The organism is Streptomyces sp. YJ-C3 (genome assembly GCF_053891275.1).
In genome coordinates, this window is sequence record NZ_CM132685.1 from 667,201 (window position 1) to 684,167 (window position 16,967).

14 protein-coding genes are annotated in these 16,967 nt (G+C 71.1%); 11 read left to right on the top strand and 3 right to left on the bottom strand.

The annotated features are described in order from the left end of the window. Positions 1-148: 148 nt before the first annotated feature. The 8 genes from ACVHNB_RS02990 (at position 149) to ACVHNB_RS03025 (ending at position 10,565) form a co-directional block, all read left to right on the top strand. Positions 149-1,555, top strand: a complete 1,407-nt coding sequence (locus ACVHNB_RS02990; protein ID WP_428952989.1) for a ubiquitin-like domain-containing protein — start codon at positions 149-151, stop codon at positions 1,553-1,555. A 33-nt stretch (positions 1,556-1,588) separates the two neighbouring features. Then, entirely contained in the window at positions 1,589-2,485 is an 897-nt protein-coding gene (gene rsmA / locus ACVHNB_RS02995; protein ID WP_428952988.1) for a 16S rRNA (adenine(1518)-N(6)/adenine(1519)-N(6))-dimethyltransferase RsmA, read from the top strand. Further along, positions 2,482-3,375 carry a 4-(cytidine 5'-diphospho)-2-C-methyl-D-erythritol kinase gene (locus tag ACVHNB_RS03000; RefSeq protein WP_456227359.1) on the top strand — a complete coding sequence of 298 codons (894 nt, stop codon included), beginning with the start codon at positions 2,482-2,484 and terminating at the stop codon, positions 3,373-3,375. Before rsmA ends, ACVHNB_RS03000 begins: the two co-directional genes overlap by 4 nt. Before the next feature lie 80 nt (positions 3,376-3,455). Continuing rightward, positions 3,456-3,716 (top strand): hypothetical protein, encoded by a 261-nt coding sequence (locus tag ACVHNB_RS03005; RefSeq protein WP_428952986.1) that lies wholly within the window; start codon positions 3,456-3,458, stop codon positions 3,714-3,716. A 95-nt stretch (positions 3,717-3,811) separates the two neighbouring features. Beyond that, positions 3,812-5,614, top strand: coding sequence for an ABC-F family ATP-binding cassette domain-containing protein (locus ACVHNB_RS03010; RefSeq protein WP_428952985.1), 1,803 nt, complete (start codon positions 3,812-3,814; stop codon positions 5,612-5,614). A 204-nt stretch (positions 5,615-5,818) separates the two neighbouring features. Beyond that, positions 5,819-7,648: an outer membrane protein assembly factor BamB family protein gene (locus ACVHNB_RS03015; protein ID WP_428952984.1), complete on the top strand. Its 1,830-nt coding sequence runs from the start codon at positions 5,819-5,821 to the stop codon at positions 7,646-7,648. A 58-nt stretch (positions 7,649-7,706) separates the two neighbouring features. Continuing rightward, the gene (locus tag ACVHNB_RS03020) at positions 7,707-9,593 is read left to right on the top strand and encodes an outer membrane protein assembly factor BamB family protein (RefSeq protein WP_456227360.1); all 1,887 of its coding nucleotides are present in this window, start codon (positions 7,707-7,709) and stop codon (positions 9,591-9,593) included. A 270-nt stretch (positions 9,594-9,863) separates the two neighbouring features. Continuing rightward, positions 9,864-10,565 carry a helix-turn-helix transcriptional regulator gene (locus ACVHNB_RS03025; protein ID WP_428952982.1) on the top strand — a complete coding sequence of 234 codons (702 nt, stop codon included), beginning with the start codon at positions 9,864-9,866 and terminating at the stop codon, positions 10,563-10,565. A gap of 271 nt (positions 10,566-10,836) precedes the next feature. On the opposite strand, the gene ACVHNB_RS03030 is transcribed toward ACVHNB_RS03025, so the two are convergent. Together ACVHNB_RS03030 and ACVHNB_RS03035 are read right to left on the bottom strand one after the other, a co-directional pair. Further along, a complete protein-coding gene (locus ACVHNB_RS03030) occupies positions 10,837-11,136 on the bottom strand; it encodes a hypothetical protein (protein ID WP_428952981.1) in 300 nt (99 codons plus the stop codon). A gap of 17 nt (positions 11,137-11,153) precedes the next feature. Further along, positions 11,154-12,851 carry a sodium:solute symporter family protein gene (locus ACVHNB_RS03035; protein ID WP_428952980.1) on the bottom strand — a complete coding sequence of 566 codons (1,698 nt, stop codon included), beginning with the start codon at positions 12,849-12,851 and terminating at the stop codon, positions 11,154-11,156. A 235-nt stretch (positions 12,852-13,086) separates the two neighbouring features. On the opposite strand from ACVHNB_RS03035, the gene galT reads away from it, so the two are divergent. Genes galT through galK form a run of 3 tightly spaced genes read left to right on the top strand, consistent with a single transcriptional unit; the run spans position 13,087 to position 16,294 of the window. Beyond that, positions 13,087-14,151 carry a galactose-1-phosphate uridylyltransferase gene (gene galT / locus ACVHNB_RS03040; protein WP_456227361.1) on the top strand — a complete coding sequence of 355 codons (1,065 nt, stop codon included), beginning with the start codon at positions 13,087-13,089 and terminating at the stop codon, positions 14,149-14,151. Continuing rightward, a complete protein-coding gene (gene galE / locus ACVHNB_RS03045) occupies positions 14,151-15,110 on the top strand; it encodes a UDP-glucose 4-epimerase GalE (protein ID WP_428952978.1) in 960 nt (319 codons plus the stop codon). Before galT ends, galE begins: the two co-directional genes overlap by 1 nt. Before the next feature lie 20 nt (positions 15,111-15,130). Continuing rightward, entirely contained in the window at positions 15,131-16,294 is a 1,164-nt protein-coding gene (galK, locus tag ACVHNB_RS03050) for a galactokinase (RefSeq protein WP_456227362.1), read from the top strand. A 10-nt stretch (positions 16,295-16,304) separates the two neighbouring features. On the opposite strand, the gene ACVHNB_RS03055 is transcribed toward galK, so the two are convergent. Further along, positions 16,305-16,760 carry a GNAT family N-acetyltransferase gene (locus ACVHNB_RS03055; protein ID WP_428952976.1) on the bottom strand — a complete coding sequence of 152 codons (456 nt, stop codon included), beginning with the start codon at positions 16,758-16,760 and terminating at the stop codon, positions 16,305-16,307. Positions 16,761-16,967: the final 207 nt, after the last annotated feature.

Consider the following 16,967-nt stretch of genomic DNA (forward strand, 5'->3'; position numbering starts at 1 on the left):
ATAACGGTCGAACCCGCTCACCTTCGGGCAGAGTCGCGACACTGAGTAGTCGTGCTGCTTTGGAGAGTGACGGGCGCTCCGCTAGGTTCTGCTCGCCCGATCCGCCCCCGCCCGGGGACCGGACCCCTGGAGCGCCTGGAGCGTCGTCGTGAGCAATTCGCCGTACGAGACGTACGAGGACACGTACGAGGACACGTACGGGACGTACCGGCCGTACGCCGGAGGCGCACCGTACGAGCCCTCCCCGCAGGGCCCGTACGAGAGCGCCGGTGACGCGCACGACACGTACCGGCCCGCGTACGAGCAGGCCTCGACCGCCGTCCGCGAGCACGCCGCGGCCGACACCGAACCCCGGCTGCCGCGCCAGACGCCCGCCGTCCAGGACCGCCGCGGCGGCCCCGCCGAGCCCGGCGGCCGGGCCGCCGCCCGCCGCGCCGCCCGCCGCAAGAAGTCCGAGCAGCGGCCCGAGGCGCTGCGCCGGCTGCTGCCGCAGGCCCTCGTCGTCGCGTTCCTCGCGGGCGGCACCTCCGCGTTCGTCGCCAACGACAAGGCCATCCACCTCAGCGTCGACGGCAAGGAACGCACCCTGCACACCTTCGCCGACGACGTCACCGAACTCCTCGCCGACGAGGGCGTCGACGTCGGCGCCCACGACGTCGTGGCGCCCGGCCGGCACGCCGCCCTGGCCAGCGGCGACGAGGTCGCCGTCCGCTACGGCCGACCCGTCCGCCTCACCCTCGACGGCCGCCGCCGCCAGGTGTGGACGACCGCCCGCACCGTCGACGGGGCGCTCAGACAGCTCGGGGTGCGGGGCGAGGGCGCCTACGTCTCCACGTCCCGCTCCCAGCGCATCGAGCGGCACGGCCTGGAGCTCGACGTGCGCACCGAGCGCAGCGTCACGGTCATGGCCGACGGGCACCGCCGCACCCTGCGCACGAACGCCGCGACCGTGCGCGAGGCCGTCGACGAGGCCGGGCTCACGCTGCGCGGCCAGGACACCACGTCCGTCCCGCTCGACAGCTTCCCGCGCGACGGGCAGACGATCACGGTGATGCGGGTGACCGGCACGAAGGAGACCCGCGAGGAGTCCATCCCGTTCGCCACCGAACGCACCCGGGACGCGTCCCTGTTCCAGGGCACCGAGGTCGTCACCCGGGCCGGCGAACCCGGCATGCGGCGGGTCACGTACGCGCTGCGCACCGTCAACGGCGTCAAGCAGAAGCCGCGCCGCGTCAAGGCCGAGGTGGTGCGCGAGCCGCGCACCCAGCTGATCAGGGTCGGCACGAAGCCGATGCCCACGTCCGTCGCCGGCGCCGACTCCCTGAACTGGTCCTCGCTGGCCGCCTGCGAGTCCGGCGGCCGCCCGGGCGCGACCGACGCCACCGGCACCTACGGCGGCCTCTACCAGTTCGACACCGGGACCTGGCAGAGCCTCGGCGGCTCCGGCCGCCCCCAGGACGCCCCGGCCGCGGAGCAGACGTACCGCGCGAAGAAGCTGTACGTGCGCCGCGGCGCGAGCCCCTGGCCGCACTGCGGGCCGCGCCTGCACGGGTGACCCGGGGGCGAAGGCGCCCCGTACTCTTGAACGGTGAGCACCACTGACCCCCAAGGCCCCCTCCTCGGCGCGGCCGACATCCGCGAACTGGCCGCCGTCCTCGGCGTACGCCCCACCAAGCAGCGCGGCCAGAACTTCGTCATCGACGCCAACACGGTCCGCCGGATCGTCCGCACCGCGGAGGTCACCGAGGACGACGTGGTCGTCGAGGTCGGCCCGGGCCTCGGCTCGCTCACCCTGGCGCTGCTCGACGTGGCCCGGCACGTGACGGCCGTCGAGATCGACGACGTGCTCGCCGCCGCGCTGCCCGCCACCGTCGCGGCCCGTATCCCGGCCAAGAAGGACGCCTTCGGCCTGGTCAACTGCGACGCGATGCAGGTGACCGAGCTGCCGGGCCCGGACCCGACGGCCCTGGTCGCGAACCTCCCGTACAACGTCGCGGTGCCGGTCCTGCTGCACATGCTCGACACCTTCCCGACCATCGAGCGCACCCTCGTCATGGTCCAGGCGGAGGTCGCCGACCGGCTCGCCGCGGGGCCCGGCTCGCGGGTCTACGGCGTGCCGTCCGTGAAGGCCAACTGGTACGCCGAGGTCAAGCGGGCCGGCTCCATCGGCCGCAACGTCTTCTGGCCCGCGCCGAACGTCGACAGCGGCCTCGTCTCGCTGGTCCGCCGCAGCGAACCGATCGCCACCACCGCGTCCAAGGAAGAGGTCTTCGCGGTCGTCGACGCCGCGTTCGCCCAGCGCCGCAAGACGCTGCGCGCCGCGCTCGCCGGCTGGGCCGGATCGGCCGCCGCGGCCGAAGCGGCCCTGGTCGCGGCCGGAGTCTCGCCGCAGGCCCGCGGCGAGGCGCTGACGGTGGAGGAGTTCGCGCGGATCGCGGAGGCCAGGATCCCGGAAGCCACGACCCCGGAGGACACACAGCAGTGACGTCGGTGACCGTACGCGTACCGGCCAAGGTCAATGTCCAGCTCGCGGTGGGCGCCGCCCGCCCCGACGGCTTCCACGACCTGGCCAACGTCTTTCTCGCCGTGGGCCTGTACGACGAGGTGACGGTGGAGCCCGCGGACTCCCTCGACCTCACCTGCACGGGCCCGGGCAGCGATCAGGTCCCCCTGGACCGGACGAACCTGGCGGCCCGCGCGGCGATCGCGCTGGCCGCACGGCACGGCCTCGGGGACCCGAAGGTCCGCATCCACATCGCCAAGGACATCCCCGTCGCCGGCGGCATGGCGGGCGGCTCCGCGGACGCGGCGGGCGCCCTGGTCGCCTGCGACGCCCTGTGGGGGACCGGCGCCTCGCGCGAGGAACTCCTCGACATCTGCGCCGAGCTGGGCAGCGACGTGCCGTTCAGCCTGGTCGGCGGGGCGGCGCTCGGCACCGGGCGCGGCGAGAAGCTCGAACTCCTCGACGTGGGCGGCCAGTTCTGGTGGGTGTTCGCGGCCGCGGACGGCGGTCTGTCCACGCCCGCCGTGTACCGGGAGTTCGACCGGCTGAGCCCCAGCGCCCCCGACCCCGTCGCGTCCCCCGCCCTGCTGGAGGCCCTGCGCACCGGCGACGCGACGGCCCTCGCCGCGACCGTCACCAACGACCTGCAGCCCGCGGCCCTCTCCCTCTTCCCCGCCCTGAAGGCCACGCTCGACGCGGGCACGACGGCGGGCGCGCTGGCCGCGCTCGTCTCCGGCTCCGGGCCGACGACCGCGTTCCTCGCGGCGGACGAGGCGGGGGCCCGGCGGGTCGCCGCCTCCCTGGCCGCGTCCGGCACGTGCCGCAGCGTCCGCGTGGCGTCCTCCCCGGCGCCCGGCGCGACGCTGCTCTGACGCTTCAGGTGCGCCTACTCAGCCCGGGCTGAGTACGCACACGCTGCCGGGGAGCCCGTCCGGCGCGGCACGCTGGCCCCATGAAGACCTCCGGACGCCGTCGCCGCCAAGTGCGCCGGGCGGCACTCCCGCTCGGCACGGTCGCCCTTGTCGGGCTCCACGCGGCGATGGTGCTGCGCGGCCACCCGCTGCCCCCGCCGTCGCTGGGCGCGGGCCAGGGCCGCGTCGTGCGTCCCCGGGAGGTCGCCCCGCTGGTCCGTCGGGTCTCGCGCCGCCGCCTTCGGGGGCGCGGGGAACTGCGCGACCGGCCGCACTCCACCCGCACCCGCCGAACCACCTGACCCCCACGGCGCGATGGCCACCCCACGACCCCGACTACGCTTGAAAGCCGGCCCACCCCCGGAGGGCCCCGCGCAGTCCCCCTGGCAGGAGCGAAATGGCAGTCAATCTGGTCAACGTCGAGAACGTCACGAAGGTCTACGGCACCCGTGCCCTGCTCGACGGCGTCTCCCTCGGCGTGTCCGAAGGCGACCGGATCGGCGTGGTCGGGCGCAACGGGGACGGGAAGACGACCCTGATCCGGATGCTCGCCAAGCTGGAGGAGTCCGACAGCGGCCGCGTCACGCACAGCGGCGGCCTGCGCCTGGGCGTGCTCACGCAGCACGACTCGCTCGACCCGGCGGCGACCGTCCGGCACGAGGTGATCGGCGACCTCGCCGACCACGAGTGGGCGGGCAACGCCAAGATCCGCGACGTGCTGACCGGCCTGTTCGGCGGGCTCGACATGCCGGGCTTCCCGCAGGGCCTGGACACCGTGATCGGTCCGCTCTCCGGCGGCGAGCGGCGCCGTATCGCGCTTGCCCAGCTGCTCATCGGCGACCCGGACCTGATCGTCCTCGACGAGCCGACCAACCACCTGGACGTCGAGGGCATCTCCTGGCTCGCCCGCCACCTCCAGGCCCGGCGCTCCGCGCTCGTCTGCGTCACCCACGACCGCTGGTTCCTCGACCAGGTCTGCACCCGCATGTGGGACGTGCAGAAGGGCGACGTCTACGAGTACGAGGGCGGCTACTCGGACTACGTGTTCGCCCGCGCCGAGCGGGAGCGGATCGCCGCGACCGAGGAGGCCAAGCGGCAGAACCTGATGCGCAAGGAGCTGGCCTGGCTGCGCCGCGGCGCCCCCGCCCGCACCTCCAAGCCGCGCTACCGCATCGAGGCCGCCAACGAACTGATCGCGGACGTGCCGCCGCCGCGCGACAAGAGCGAGCTGATGAAGTTCGCGAACGCCCGGCTCGGCAAGACCGTCTTCGACCTGGAGGACGTGACCGTCCAGGCCGGGCCGAAGGTGCTGCTCAAGCATCTGACCTGGCAGCTCGGCCCCGGCGACCGCATCGGCCTGGTCGGGGTGAACGGAGCGGGCAAGACGTCCCTGCTGCGCGCCCTCGCCGACGCCGCCCGCACCCAGGGCGACGAGCAGCCCGCCGCCGGGAAGATCGTCGTCGGCAAGACCGTCCGGCTCGCGTACCTCTCCCAGGACGTGACCGAACTGCCGGGCACGCTGCGGGTCCTGGAGGCCGTGCAGCAGATCCGCGACCGCGTCGACCTCGGCAAGGGCCGGGAGATGACCGCGGGCCAGCTGTGCGAGCAGTTCGGGTTCGGCAAGGAGAAGCAGTGGACGCCGGTCGGTGATCTCTCCGGCGGTGAGCGCCGCCGGCTCCAGCTGCTGCGCCTGCTCATGGACGAGCCGAACGTGCTCTTCCTCGACGAGCCCACGAACGACCTCGACATCGAGACCCTGACGCAGCTGGAGGACCTGCTCGACGGGTGGCCCGGCTCCATGGTGGTCATCTCCCACGACCGGTTCTTCATCGAGCGCACCACCGACAACACCTTCGCGCTGCTCGGCGACGGCACCCTGCGGATGCTGCCGCGCGGCATCGAGGAGTACCTGGAGCGCAGGCAGCGGATGATCGAGGCCGCCGCCCCGGCGCCCGCCCCGGTGCAGGAGGCGAAGTCCGGCCCGTCCGCCGCGGACGCCCGCGCCGCCAAGAAGGAACTGCAGAAGATCGAGCGGCAGATGGACAAGATCTCCGGCAAGGAGTCCACGCTGCACACCCAGATCGCCGATAACGCCACAGACTTCGAAAAAGTGGCCAAGCTGGACGCCCAGCTGCGTGAACTCGTCGCCGAGCGCGAGGAGTTGGAGATGCGCTGGCTGGAACTCGCCGACGATGCGTGAAGGGCGCGTGCAAGGCGCGTAACGGACGCATCACGGGCCGGTCCTCCCTTGGGAACAGGGGGCGGACCGGCCCTGTGCATGTGTGTGCAGAGTGATAGAAAGGGCCGCTGGGGGCGGCCTGAGCGCACCCTGTGACCGACTTGAGAACGTCCGGAAAACACCCAGGCGTGCCGGTACATCAGCAGTGAAGAGGGGGGAGCGCTGATGACTCAGCCGCCCAGCCAGCCGCCGTCCGGCGGCTTCGGAGCACCACAGGATCCGCAGGCGTCGCCGAGCCAGGAGCCGGCCGGGACCCCGCCTGCGCCGCAGACGCCCCCGCCGGCCGCTCCGCCGCAGACGCCCCCGGCGCCGCAGCCCGGTTACGGATACCCCCAGCAGCAGCCCGGTCCGTACCAGCAGCCGGGCCCGTACGGTCAGCCGCAGCAGCCCGGCCCCTACGGCCAGCCGCCCCAGCAGCCCGGCCCCTACGGCTACCCCCAGCAGCCGGGCCCGTACGCCCAGCAGCCCGGGCCCTACGGGCAGCAGCCGCCGTACGGCCACCCGCCGCAGCAGCCGCCGGCCCCGCCGGGCGGCGGCGGCATCAAGGGGAAGACCTGGGTGATCGCCGCGGCGGCGGTCGCCCTGCTGGTCGTCGCGGGCGGTGTCGTGTTCGCCGTGGTCGGCGGCGACGACGGCGACGACAAGAAGGACACCGCCGACAAGAAGAACAAGGACCCCAAGGCCACCGCGTCCGCCCCGGTCAACCCGGGCGACGGGCAGGGCGACGGCCACGCCGGCGAGGAGGACCTCAACGCGGGCCGCCAGGACGGCGAGGCGAAGGTCCTCTGGTACAAGACGGCCCCCAAGGTCAGCAGCGACGGCGCCGACGCCCCCGGCATGTGGATCACCGGCAAGGTCGCGGTGAAGGCCGCGTACAAGGAGGTCCTGGGGTACGACGTCGCGGACGGCAAGGTCAGCTGGCCCGCGATCAAGCTGCCCCAGAAGATCTGCTCCGTGACGAAGCAGCCGTCCGACGCCGGCAAGATCGTCGTCGCGTACATGAGCGGCACCAGCTCCCGCGCCCACTGCAACCAGATCCAGGAGATCGACCTGGCCACCGGCGCGAAGGGCTGGACGGCGAAGATCGCCGAGCGCGAGGACAAGGACGACTTCTTCGACGGCACCGGCTCCAGCATCTCGCTCACCTACGTCGGCGGCGACACCCTGATGGTCGGCCGCCAGATGTCGGGCCTCGCCCTGGACGCCAAGACCGGCACGAAGAAGAAGTACGTCGTCGAGCAGTACGGCTCCGACTGCTTCCCCAAGGCGTACACCGGCAACAAGGACAAGCTGCTCTCGGTGGCGTCCTGCGGAGCGGGCGGCGACAACGCGCACGAGGAGCTGCGCCAGCTCGACCCGCAGACCGGCAAGGCCCTGTGGACGAAGAAGTTCCCCAAGGACTGGTCGATCTCGAACGTGTACTCCGTCAGCCCGTTGGTCGTGTACAGCACCAACGAGGACGACAAGAAGTACAACATCGCCTCCTTCAAGAACAACAGCAGCTCCGTGCAGTCCGAGGTCGGCGTCGACGGCCTCGACACCGGCTGCGGCTCCACCTTCTCCTTCCTCTCCCGGAACCTGAACGGCTGCGAGGGCGTGACCGTGGACGCCTCCACGCTCTACATGCCGACGAAGGGCAAGACCGGCGGGGCGAACGAGGTCGTCGCGATCAGCCTCACCAGCGGCAAGGAGCGCTGGCGGGTCAAGTCGCCACAGGACCAGTCGCTGGTGCCGATCACGGTCGAGAACGGCGCCGTCGTCACGTACATGGAGGCGTCGTACGGCGGCGCCGCGGGACGCGTGCTGTCCATCCCGGTCTCGGGCTCGCACACGCCGAAGACGCTGCTGCAGAACCCGGAGGGCACGGCCGAGATCGAGAGCGGCTTCTACTCGAAGGACATCGCCTGGGCCGACGGGCGCTTCTACCTCTCCGTCACCAACCTGTCCGGCAGCGCCAAGGGCCAGCAGAAACTGATGCTGGCCTACGGCGACTGACGTCGCGCACCGCTCCCCCCTCCCGTCCCCTTCCTCAGGCCCCCGAGGTACCCACGCCATGACCCAGCCGCCCCAGCCTCCCCAGCCGCCGAACGAGCCCCCGCAGGACGCGTTCAGCAAGAAGCCGGAGTCCCCGGCGACCCCCGCCGCTCCGGCCGAGCCGCCCGCTGCTCCCGCCGCTCCGGCCGAGCCGCCCGCCGGCGGTTTCGGCGCGCCCACGCCGCCTCCGCCCGGCGGCTTCGGCGCCCCGCCGCCGCCCCCGCCGCAGGACGCCCCCGGCTACGGCTATCCGCAGACGCCGCCCCCGCCCCCGCAGGGCGCTCCGGGCTACGGCTACCCGGGCCAGCAGCAGCCGCAGCAGCCGCCCACGCCCGCGTACGGCCAACAGCCGCACGGGCAGCAGCAGTTCGGGCAGCAGCCCTATGGGCAGCAGCAGTACGGCCAGCAGCAGTACGGGTACCCGCAGCCGCCCACCACGCCGATGGCCGCACCCGGCGGCGCTGGCGGCAAGAAGCCGTCGCCGATCGTGTGGATCGTCACCGCGGCCGTCGTGGTCATCGCCCTGATCGTCGGCGGCGGCATCTTCTACGCGAGCTCCTCCGACGACGGCAAGGACGACAAGAAGACCTCCGCCGACGGCAAGAAGGGCGGCGGCAACGGCAAGGACGGCTCCGGCTTCGGCGGCGACGGCCAGGAGAAGGTCCCGGCCACCACCGCCGCGAGCATCGCCTTCCAGCTGCCCGCGCCGAAGGTCGCCAAGGACAACGTCGACAGCGTCAAGGGCTCCTGGCTGACCGACAAGACGTACGCCAAGGCGGGCGTCAACGAGATCGTCGGCTACGACCCGGCGAACGGCCAGAAGAACTGGACGCTGCCGCTGCCCGGCCAGACCTGCGGCGCGACGGCGGATGTCACCAAGGACGCCCGGGCCGCCGTCGTCACCGAGGACGCCAAGCGGCCCAAGGACGGCAGCCACCAGACGTGCAGCCAGGTCACGGTCTTCGACGTGAACACCGGCAAGAAGCTCTGGACGAAGTCCATCGGCTCCGGGTCCCAGGCCCGGACCTTCGAGGAACTCTCCTTCTCCGGCGACACGCTGGCGGTCGGCGGCGGCCTGCGCGGCGGCGCCGCCTTCGACATCGCGTCGGGCAAGATCCTCTGGCAGCCGCAGACCGGCACCTGCGAGGACGTCGGCTACCACGGCGGCGAGCAGCTGGTCGCGGTCCGCAAGTGCGGCGACTACGGCAGCGAGAAGTACGAGGTCCAGCTGCTGGACCCGAAGAGCGGCCGCCCGCAGTGGACGTACAAGCTCGCCACCGGCGTCACCAACGCCAAGGTCCTGTCCACCGATCCGGTGGTCTTCGGCGTCGGCACGGGTGACAACGCGGCGGGCACCATCACCGACATCTTCTCGCTCGACGCCAAGGGCAAGCTCGTCACGAAGATCGCCATCGACGACGAGAAGTACGACTTCGACTGCGAGGTCGGCATGACCGAGGGCTGCTCGAAGGTCGTCGTCGGCAACGGCCGCGTCTACCTGGCCACCCGTCAGCACGACGCGGGCGGCGACCTCGGGATGACCAACGAGATCGTCTCGTTCGACCTGAAGACGGGCCGCTCCACGGGCGACCGGGCCGACGGCGGCGACTACGAGATCTTCCCGTTCCGCATGGACGGCGGGAACATCCTCGCCTACAAGGACGGCCCGTACGACAAGGGCAGCCAGATCGTCACCATCGCCCCCGAGGGGATGAAGCAGACGACGCTGCTGGAGACCCCGGCCACGCAGTCGGTCAAGAGCGCGATCAGCAGCATGGTCCCGGGCAACTCCAGCTCCGAACTGCGCTACTCCAACGGCCGGCTGTACTTCGGCAAGGGCCTCATCAGCCCGCCGTACTCGGCCGACGAGAAGTCCTACACGGCCGTCGGCTTCGTCACGAAGTAGCCGACGAGGCCTGCCGCCCGTACGTTCCGGCCCCGCACCCCGCACAGGGGGCGCGGGGCCGGCGCCGTTGTGCGCCCCGGTGCCCCATCACGTCTGAAAGGCGGGGATTTCAGCATTCGGGGCCGCTTCTCACCGGTAGGGGGCGCGCAACGTCGAACAAGCGTGTAGCTTCCGGGGGATGAAGGAGGACGGGGAGTCGGGGGGCTCGCCTGTACCTGGGGGGCCCGGGAGTCCATGGAGGTTCCTGGGGCGATTTGGGGGGTTGGCTCAATGGGTGTGCGGCTCATGGTGGTCGACGACCACCGATTGCTGGCGGAGGCGCTTGCCTCGGCCCTGAAGCTGCGCGGGCACCGCGTGCTCGCCGCGGCCGCGCCCGCCGCGGGCGCCGCCGAACTGGTCATCTCCCGGGCGCCGGAGGTCTGCCTCATCGGCACGGCGACACCGGCCGAGCCGGGCACCTTCGACCCGGTGGTCCGGATCAAGCGCGAGCGTCCGCAAGTGGCGGTGGTGGTCCTCGGGCCGGTTCCCTCCCCGCGCGGGATCGCGGCGGCCTTCGCGGCCGGCGCCTCCGGTTACGTCCGTCATGACGAGCGCATCGAGGGCGTCGAGCGGGCCCTGATGAAGGCGCGGGCGGGCGAGGCGGCGGTGGCCCCGGCCCTGTTGCAGGGCGCCTTCAGCGAGTTGCTGAACCCCGCGGCGCAGCCGGACGACGAGGGGCAGCGGCTGCTGCAGATGCTCACCCCGCGCGAGGTGGAGGTCCTGGTCCGGGTCGCGGACGGCGAGGACACCCGGCTGATCGCGGCGGGCATGGGCATCGCGCCGAGCACGGCACGCACCCATGTGCAGCGGGTGCTGATGAAGCTGGGCGTCGGATCCCGCCTGGAAGCGGCGGCGCTCGCGGCGCGCACCGGTCTCCTCGACCGGGCCGGGCCGGTCAATCCGCCCGCGGAGTCGACCGATCCGGAATCCTGAGCTATAGTCGATCTTGCACGCGGCACTCCAACTCGGAGCAAGCGTCGTTGCGTTGGTGGTCCAAGGAAAGACGCCCCGCTTCCTGCGGGGAAATGCAGGTGCAAGGCCTGCCCGGCGCTCCACTCGAAGTCCCGTCCCGCATCAGCGGGGCGGGACTTCTGCGTTGCGGCACGGCAGGTGACGGGCCGTGCGACAAGGGCCTGCGACGGGAAAGGGCCGGAACCCAGCGCCCGCAGGTGCTGGATTCCGGCCCCGGCCGGTCCGTCGCGCGTTACTCGGACTCGTCCGGAAGGGGCGGTGTGGGCGGCGCCGTCGGGCGCAGCTTCAGCCAGACCAGGAAGAACACTCCGAGGATCAGCATGCCGATGCCGGTCCACAGGTTGATGTTGATGTCCTGGGCCTTCTTGAGGTCGGCGTCGGACGCCGTGATGCCCGCGATCGTGACGATGATCCCGTACACCACGAAGAGTCCGCCGATGATGCGGCGCACGTCGAAGAGGCGGGCCGCCGTCGCCGACTTGGCCTCCAGCTCCTTCACCTCGTCCACGTGCTGGTTCGTGTGGTCGCTCATGTCGTGTACCTCGGGCCTCAGAAGGAGAACGGGATGTAGCAGATGACGGCGAGGACGATCGCGCCCCAGCCCAGCAGGGCCGGCTTGCGGTACCAGGCGTCGTCACCCTCGGCCGGCGGCTCTTCCATGCCCGGCGACTTGGTGCCGTACACGAGACCGGCCAGTTCCTCGGCGGGCTTGGACTTGGTGAACATCGTGACCACGAACATCACGACCGCGCCGACCACGAAGGCGACGATCGAGGAGACGAAGTTGGCGCCCTGGTCCGAGGGGATCGAGATGACGCCCTGCTTGTAGAACCAGAAGTAGTTGACCATGGCGGCCACGGTGCCGGACAGCAGGCCCCAGAAGCCGGCCGCGGCCGTGGTGCGCTTCCAGAACATGCCGATGATGAACACCACGAACAGCGGGACGTTGAAGAAGGAGAACAGCGTCTGCAGGTAGTTCATGATGTTGCTGAAGCTGCCCGCGATGAACGCGGTGCCCATGCCGATGAACACGCCGACGGCGGTGACCACGCGGCCGGTCGACAGGTAGTACTTGTCGCTCTGGCCCTTCTTGATGTACGCGGCCCAGATGTCGTTGGTGAACACCGTGTTGAACGACGAGATGTTGGCCGCCATACCGGCCATGAACGCCGCCAGCAGACCGGTCACCGCGACGCCCAGGACACCGTTGGGGAGCAGGTCGCGCATCAGGACCGGGATGGCGTCGTTGTACTGCAGGCCGTCCTTGGACTTGCCGAGCGAGGGCTCCATCACCAGGGCGATCAGGCCCGGGATCACGACGACCATCGGGATGAGGATCTTCGGGAACGCGGCGATCAGCGGGGTGCGCTTGGCGGCGGAGAGGTTCTTCGCGGACAGGGCGCGCTGCACCTCGGCGAAGTTCGTCGTCCAGTAGCCGAAGCTCATCACGAAGCCGAGGCCGAGGACGATGGTGAGCCAGTTCGCGCCGAGCGGGTTCGACGAGCCGATGCCCGTGCCTTCCCACGCGGTCATGAACGAGCCGCCGTGCGACTGCGACAGCGAGTCGGAGATGCCGTCCCAGCCGCCGACGCGCTTGAGGCCGACGATCGTCAGCGGGATCAGCGCGGCGAGGATCACGAAGAACTGCAGGACCTCGTTGTAGATCGCGGACGACAGGCCGCCGATCGTGATGTACGCGAGGACGAACAGGCCGGCGATGACGATCGCGAGCCACTGGGGCCAGCCGAGCAGCGCCTGGAGCACCAGCGCCATCGCGTACAGGTTGACGCCCGCGATCAGCACCGACGAGACGGCGAAGATGATCGAGGACAGCAGGTGCGAGGACGGGCCGAACCGGTGCAGCAGGAACTCGGGGACCGAGCGGACCTTGGACGAGTAGTAGAACGGCATCATGACCAGGCCGAGGAAGACCATGGCCGGGATGGCGCCGATCCAGTACCAGTGGACGGTATAGACGCCGTACTGCGCGCCGTTGGCCGCCATGCCGAGGATCTCGGTGGCGCCCAGGTTCGCGGCGACGAACGCGAGACCGGTGACCCAGGCGGGCAGGGAACGCCCGGACAGGAAGAAGTCGAGGCTGGTCTTCACGGAGCGGCGGGCGGCGAAGCCGATGCCCAGGACGACCACGAAGTAGATCGCGAGGATCGCGTAGTCGAGGCCGTTGGTGGGCAGCCGTAGCCCCTCGGCCAGGGTTGTCGAGGCTGACGCCAGTGTGGGGGACTGCATAGGAACTCGCTTCGTTGCGCGAACTGAATCAGACCGGAACCTACGCCTCCTACTTCAATAAGTGAACACTTCGCATGATGTTCTTTGTTTGATTGTGATCGATGGCTCGCTGGAGACCCGCGGAGCAGCACAGAAAGCGCACAGGCGACTCCCGCCCGTTCCTCTTGACGCAGCTGTTGCCTTATGCTTTGTTGTGTTTGGTTCTGTTTGTTTGGTGTGACGAGGAGCATCGGACGTGAAGAAGACGTCGACCCGGCTTGCCGACGGGCGCGAACTCATCTACTACGACTCGCGCGACGACGTCGTCCGGGACGCGGTCGACCGCCGCCCCCTCGACCGCACCGTCACCACGTCGGAGATCCGCCGCGACCCGCTGCTCGGGGACGCCGTCGCGATCGCCTCGCACCGCCAGGGCCGCACCTATCACCCGCCGGCCGACGAGTGCCCGCTGTGCCCGTCCGAGGGCGAGCGCCTCAGCGAGGTCCCCGACTCCTCGTACGACGTCGCGGTCTTCGAGAACCGCTTCCCCTCGCTCGCCGGCGACTCCGGCCGCTGCGAGGTCGTCTGCTTCACCTCCGACCACGACAAGTCCTTCGCGGACCTCAGCGAGGAGCAGGCCGGGCTCGTCCTGGAGGCCTGGACCGACCGCACCGCCGAGCTGTCCCACCTGGACTCCGTCGAGCAGGTCTTCTGCTTCGAGAACCGGGGCGCGGAGATCGGCGTGACCCTCGGCCACCCGCACGGACAGATCTACGGCTACCCCTTCACCACCCCGCGCACGGCCCTCATGCTGCGCTCGGCCGCCCAGCACAAGGAGCAGACCGGCGGGCGCAACCTCTTCGCGGACGTCGTGGAGAAGGAGTTCGCGGACGGTTCGCGGATCGTCCTGGAGGGCGAGCACTGGGTGGCCTTCGTGCCGTACGCGGCGCACTGGCCCTACGAGGTGCACCTCTACCCCAAGCGCCAGGTGCCCGACCTGCTCGGGCTCGACGACGCGGCGCGCACAGAGTTCCCCAAGATTTATCTGGAACTGTTGAGGCGCTTCGACCGGATCTTCGGTGAGGGTGAGCCGCCGACGCCGTACATCGCGGCGTGGCACCAGGCCCCGTTCGGTTCGCTGGAGGAGTTCGAGGGCGTCAACCGGGACGACTTCGCGCTCCACCTCGAGCTTTTCACCATCCGCCGCACTTCCGGCAAGCTGAAGTTCCTCGCGGGTTCCGAATCCGGCATGAGCGTGTTCATCAATGACGTGCCGCCGGAATCCGCGGCCGAGCGACTGCGAGAGGTAGCGAGCAAGTAATGGGCAAGTACCTGGTCACGGGTGGTGCGGGATACGTCGGCAGCGTCGTCGCCCAGCACCTTCTCGAGGCGGACCACGACGTCACCGTCCTCGACAACCTCTCCACCGGCTTCCGCGAGGGCGTCCCCGCCGGGGCGTCCTTCGTCGAGGGCGACATCCGCGACGCCGCCAAATGGCTCGACTCCTCGTACGACGCGGTGCTCCACTTCGCCGCGTTCTCGCAGGTCGGCGAGTCGGTCGTGAAGCCCGAGAAGTACTGGGACAACAACGTCGGCGGGACGATGGCGCTGCTGGGCGCCATGCGCGCCGCGGGCGTCGGCAAGCTCGTCTTCTCGTCGACGGCCGCCACGTACGGCGAACCGGTCGACACCCCGATCACCGAGACCGACCCGACCGCGCCGACCTCCCCCTACGGCGCCTCCAAGCTCGCCGTCGACCACATGATCACGGGCGAGGCGGCCGCGCACGGACTGGCTGCAGTGTCCCTTCGGTACTTCAACGTGGCGGGCGCGTACGGCAGTTGCGGTGAGCGGCACGACCCCGAGTCGCACCTCATCCCGCTCGTCCTCCAGGTCGCCCAGGGCCGCCGCGAGGCCATCTCCGTCTTCGGCGACGACTACCCGACGCCCGACGGCACCTGCATCCGCGACTACATCCACGTCGCGGACCTGGCCGAGGCGCACCTCCTCGCGGTCGAGGCCGCGCGGCCCGGCGAGCACCTGATCTGCAACCTCGGCAACGGCAACGGGTTCTCCGTCCGCGAGGTCATCGAGACCGTCCGCCAGGTCACCGGCCACCCGATCCCCGAGATCGTCGCCGCGCGCCGCGGCGGCGACCCGGCGGTCCTCGTGGCCTCCGCCGCCACCGCGCGCGAGCGCCTCGGCTGGAACCCGTCCCGCGCGGACCTCGCGGGAATCGTCGCCGACGCCTGGGCGTTCGCCCAGGCGCGCCAGCAGTAGCAGGGGTAGGGAGCCGACTGATGTCCGTCGCCGCGCAGTTCGCCGATCTGTACGGGTACGAGCCCGCCGGGGTGTGGGCGGCCCCCGGCCGCGTCAACCTCATCGGTGAGTACACCGACTTCAACGAGGGCTTCGTCATGCCGCTCGCGCTGCCGCACACCGCGGTCGCCGCGGTGGCCCGGCGCGAGGACGGCCGGCTGCGGCTGCACTCCGCCGACATCGACGCCCCCGTCGCCGAACTGCGCGTCGACGAGCTGACCCCGCTCAGCAAGTACGGCCAGGGCGGCTGGGCCGCGTACCCGGCCGGCGTCGTCTGGGCGCTGCGTGACGCGGGCCACGCGATCACCGGCGCGGACATCCACCTCGCGTCCACGGTGCCGACCGGCGCGGGCCTGTCGTCCTCGGCGGCCCTGGAGGTCGTGACGGCGTACGCGCTCGACGAGCTCTTCGCACTCGGCCTTGACCGGCAGGAACTGGCGGTCCTCGCGCAGCGCGCCGAGAACGTCTTCGTCGGCGTGCCCTGCGGCGTCATGGACCAGATGGCGTCCGCCTGCGCGACCGAGGGCCACGCACTGCACCTGGACTGCCGCGACCTGTCGATCCGTCAGGTCCCCTTCGACCTGACCGAGCACGGCCTGCAGCTCCTCGTCGTCGACACCCGCGTCAAGCACGAGCTGGGCGACGGCGCGTACGCGGAGCGGCGCGCGGGCTGCGAGGAGGGCGCGCGCGTCCTCGGCGTCTCGCACCTGCGTGACGTCGCGTTCGACGAACTGGCCGACGCGCTCGGCAGGTTGGAGACGTCGGGCGTCGACGAGAAGGTCGTCCGCTACGTCCGGCACATCGTCTCCGACGACCACCGCGTGGAGCGGGTCATCGATCTGCTCGACGCCGGGGACGTGCGTGCCATCGGGCCCGTCCTCACCGAGGGCCACCTCTCGCTCCGCGACGACCTGCGCATCTCCTGCCCGGAGCTGGACCTGGTCGTCGCCACGGCCAACGCCTCCGGCGCGATCGGCGCCCGGATGACCGGCGGCGGCTTCGGCGGCTCGGCCGTGGTGCTGGTGGAGGCGGGCGACGCGGAGGCGGTCACCAAGTCCGTCCTCGCCGCCTTCGAGGACGCCGGGTTCACGGCGCCCCGGGTGTTCCCCGCGGTGCCGTCCCCGGGCGCCCGCCGGGTGTCCTGAACCAGGCGGTTCAGCTCAGCCGTTTCGTCAGCGTGAACTCCTTGACCCCCGGCGGGTAGTCCGGCACCACGGCGACCACGTCGTAGCCGTGCTGCCGGTAGAAGCCGGGGGCCTGGAAATCCCAGGTCTCCACACGGGAGTTGACGCAGCCGTGGTCCTCGCGGGCGATGCGCTCCGCCTCCGCGAGGAGCCGCGAGCCGAGGCCCGCGCCACGGTGCCGGCCGTCGACCCAGAGCAGGTCCACATGCAGCCAGGTCGCCCAGGTGTGGGCGTCCAGGCCGGCGGCCAGGGAGCCGTCCTCCGCCAGCGCCCAGACCTGCAGCGGGGTTTCGCGCTCGGCCGTGGTGCCGCGCAGGTCACGCAGTGCGGGGGAGGCCGCCGTGTTGGTCTCCTGGAGCAGTGACCGGAGAAGAAGGCGGCGCTCTTTGTCGACTTCTGTCTCAATGCGAAACATGAGACTCACCATAAACGCGCTGGACAGTCGTCCGTCGGCCAACGGGTAACCAGTTCTGCGAATTGCCTTCCCCTCCGGGCCCGCGGCCCTACTCTGAGGGACAACACCGGTGGGGGCCGGTGTTGATCAGGGGGCGAGACAGCCGGGTACGACGCCCGGAGTGGGGGTAGCAGTGAAGGCGCGGCGGCGGCCGTGCGGCTGTGATGACCCGCACCCCGG

Excerpts from the sequence above, each read along its gene's own strand:
- ACVHNB_RS03005 (WP_428952986.1), top strand. The coding sequence starts at position 3,456 with ATGAAGACCTCCGGACGCCGTCGCCGCCAAGTGCGCCGGGCGGCACTC.
- ACVHNB_RS03010 (WP_428952985.1), top strand. The coding sequence starts at position 3,812 with ATGGCAGTCAATCTGGTCAACGTCGAGAACGTCACGAAGGTCTACGGC.
- ACVHNB_RS03015 (WP_428952984.1), top strand. The coding sequence starts at position 5,819 with ATGACTCAGCCGCCCAGCCAGCCGCCGTCCGGCGGCTTCGGAGCACCA.
- ACVHNB_RS03020 (WP_456227360.1), top strand. The coding sequence starts at position 7,707 with ATGACCCAGCCGCCCCAGCCTCCCCAGCCGCCGAACGAGCCCCCGCAG.
- ACVHNB_RS03025 (WP_428952982.1), top strand. The coding sequence starts at position 9,864 with ATGGGTGTGCGGCTCATGGTGGTCGACGACCACCGATTGCTGGCGGAG.
- ACVHNB_RS03030 (WP_428952981.1), bottom strand. The coding sequence starts at position 11,136 with ATGAGCGACCACACGAACCAGCACGTGGACGAGGTGAAGGAGCTGGAG.
- ACVHNB_RS03035 (WP_428952980.1), bottom strand. The coding sequence starts at position 12,851 with ATGCAGTCCCCCACACTGGCGTCAGCCTCGACAACCCTGGCCGAGGGG.
- galE (WP_428952978.1), top strand. The coding sequence starts at position 14,151 with ATGGGCAAGTACCTGGTCACGGGTGGTGCGGGATACGTCGGCAGCGTC.
- galK (WP_456227362.1), top strand. The coding sequence starts at position 15,131 with ATGTCCGTCGCCGCGCAGTTCGCCGATCTGTACGGGTACGAGCCCGCC.
- ACVHNB_RS03055 (WP_428952976.1), bottom strand. The coding sequence starts at position 16,760 with ATGGTGAGTCTCATGTTTCGCATTGAGACAGAAGTCGACAAAGAGCGC.